The sequence below is a fragment of the Mesorhizobium sp. LMG 17147 genome (genome assembly GCF_024297145.1).
In the GTDB taxonomy this organism is placed as follows: Bacteria; Pseudomonadota; Alphaproteobacteria; order Rhizobiales; family Rhizobiaceae; genus Mesorhizobium.
This window is the reverse complement of the sequence record NZ_JANCTC010000047.1, coordinates 1-2,773: the sequence shown is the minus strand read 5'-3', so window position 1 is coordinate 2,773 and position 2,773 is coordinate 1. Positions and strand designations below refer to the sequence as shown.

Genomic DNA, 2,773 nt, shown 5'->3' with positions numbered 1-2,773 from the left:
CACTGGATCAGGGTGGTCCCGTACTGCGCCCATTTCAAAGATTGGGCGCCGATTTTGCCAACATTGCGGCCTTCGAGCACCTGAGAAATATCGTCCGCCAGTACCCCGACAAGCTTGCAATCAGCGACGGCGCCAATCGTCTGACCTATTCCCAGCTTCTCCGGTCAGTCGAGACGCTGTCCTACCAGATCGCGGCGGCCGTCCCAGATGGACAGGCGATAGGGATTCTTCAGGCAAACTCAGCCTGGTATCCCATCGCCATGCTGGCAAGCATGGCGGCTGGGCGCCCTTCGGTGCCGCTGAACGCACGAGATCCTGGCTCGCGGATTCTTGAAATCGTGGCCGGGGCGCGACTCTCAGCTATTCTGGGCGAGGGCAATGTCCGACCCGACGGTTTGCCTCGCCGGGTCAGTTGGATCGATGTGTCGACCAGTGCGGCCTCGCAGGGTGGGCAAGTGCCTCAGTCTTATTCCGCCTCGGTCGATGCGCCCGCCATCGTGCTTTATACGTCAGGAAGCACGGGCCGGCCCAAAGGCATCGTTAACAGCCAGCGCAGCTTGCTGTGCCGGGTCCAGCAATATGTCGATGCATGCCACATCAACTCGGATGATGTTTTCCTACCATTGACCGGACCCGCCACAATCGCCGGGTGCCGGGAAATTCTTGCGGCTCTTCTCACCGGCGCCACCTTGCATCTGGTCGAAGTCGAAGCGGTCGGCTTGCGCGCCGTGCAACGTCTGGTGCGATCCGCGGGCGTGACAATCACCTATCTGGTGCCGGCACTGCTTCGCGCGCTTATGGCAGACGGACCTGCGGAAGCGTTTCATTCACTCAGAGTCGCCCGGATCGGTGGCGAGAAGGTGCCGTGGAGCGACATCGCCCTGCTGCGCAAGACCGTCTCCGATACGTGCCTCATCCAGATCGGTTACTCGTCAACCGAGACCACCGGCTCGCAATGGTTCCTGCCGCGAGACTGGCCGGAGCATGGAGATTCGGTTCCAGTTGGCTGGCTACTGCCTGGCATCACCTTTGCAATTGTCGACAAAGCGGGCCGCCGCGTTCAACCCGGCCACCGCGGAGAGCTTCTGATCAGGAGCCCCTATGTCTTGCTTGGCCATTGGGAGGACGGGGCGGTTGTGCAGGCAACATCAGACCCGGACGATCCAAGCCTTCGGATTTTTGCGACGGGTGACCTCGTTCGACTTGATGACCAAGGCCTACTGCACATCGTCGGTCGCAAGGGGCGCCAGGTAAAGATCAATGGTCGACGCGTCGAGCCAGCCGAGCTCGAACGGGTGCTGCGTTGCGCACCCTCTGTTGCGGATGCTGTGGCAATCGTGGCTGCGGCGAATGAGCTTGTCGCCTTTGTTGTTCCTCGGCGCTCGGCCGAAGCGGCCTTTTCAGACGAGCTTCGCCAGCTTGTCAGGTCCAATCTGCCGCCGCCGCTGCGTCCCCTGCGGTTGCACACGATCGCCGAGATGCCGCGTCTGCCGAGCGGCAAAGTCGACATCACGACACTTGCAGACATGGATCTTTCAGCCAGAGAGACGGCAGCGATCGAGCGTCCGCTCGAGCCGCGAGGCAAGCTGACGGCGCAGCAGGTCGTCCAGCGGGCATGGACCAGCATTCTTAATACTCGGGTGGCGGCAGGGCGCTGGGACGACGCCGGAGGAGATTCACTGAAGCTGCTGCACTGCGTCATGGAAATCGAAAGCGCTATCGGGCAGGAACTCGGTCTTGAGGCCTTCACCGTCGGGATGAGCCTGGACGAAATGGTCAAGGCGGTCGTGTCTGCACAGGCAGGCGACCAAAGCGCGCGCACCGAGAAGCACGATCCTCCCATTCTTTTTCTGTTCCCGGGGTCGGTCGGCTATGGCCCGAGCCTTGCTGCCTTTGCAGCAGCGATGGGCAAGGTCACCCGCGTTGCCCCGATCAGGTATCCCGCCCTGGCTCTGATACTGCGCGGGCAAAACAGCCTCGCCGACATGGCCGATGCCGCCGTCGAGCAGATCCGCCGCACTCAACCTTCGGGTAACATACGACTTCTTGGCCATTCGCTCGGCGGGGCTGTTGCTTTCGAAGTTGCGGCGCGGCTGCTGGCCGCGGGGCGAACTGTAAAGTTCCTCGGCATACTCGACACCAGCCTCGTCGGCGAGCGAAGCGCCTACTTGGAGACGTTTACGCGCACATTCAATCGAATCCGGACCAACCGCGTATCCGCTTCCCGGATGGCTTGCCGCGCCCTCGCGAAAGTCGCCGTGAAAATGCGGCGAGAGGCGCAACTGGTCCGGTTTCTCGATCGCTACGCTCAGGGACAATTCAATGCGACGAGCTTTAGAACCAAACTGGAACTGCAGGAGGTTTTGCGGGCACGGGCCTTCTTCCAATGGCTGACAGAGCCGAAGCCGGCGCTGCCGATCACCGGCACCCTGTTTCGCTGTGCTCGACCGGGAATGACTCTGGCCATCGGCTGGGATCGCGTTTTCGCCCATCTGGACGTGATTCCGATCGTCGGCACCCATATCGACCTGGTCATAGAGCCTCACCTCGCCACCAACCGTCCCCTTATCGAGAAAGCGGTGGCGCAAACCTATTCGCCAACCGAGTCTCGCAAACTGGAGTACAAGCCATCGACCTGATCTCAACATTCGGCAAGGACGCCCTGGTGCTCGACGCTGGCGCGGAAGTCGATCGCATCGTCCAGATCTTGCGCCAGCAAGTCTTTGGCACGCTGCGACGTCGAGGGGTGGTTGTCGGCCTCTCAGGCGGCATC

Annotated in this window: 1 protein-coding gene and 1 pseudogene; both read left to right on the top strand. The window is 61.6% G+C overall.

The window, feature by feature from the left end:
• Positions 1 to 2,639, top strand: a 2,639-nt coding sequence (locus NMG46_RS29460) for an AMP-binding protein (protein WP_368389334.1), incomplete at its 5' end; no start/stop codon positions are given.
• Positions 2,636 to 2,773, top strand: a pseudogene (gene nadE / locus NMG46_RS29455) (NAD(+) synthase); the annotation flags it as partial. The gene NMG46_RS29460 and the pseudogene nadE, both read left to right, overlap by 4 nt.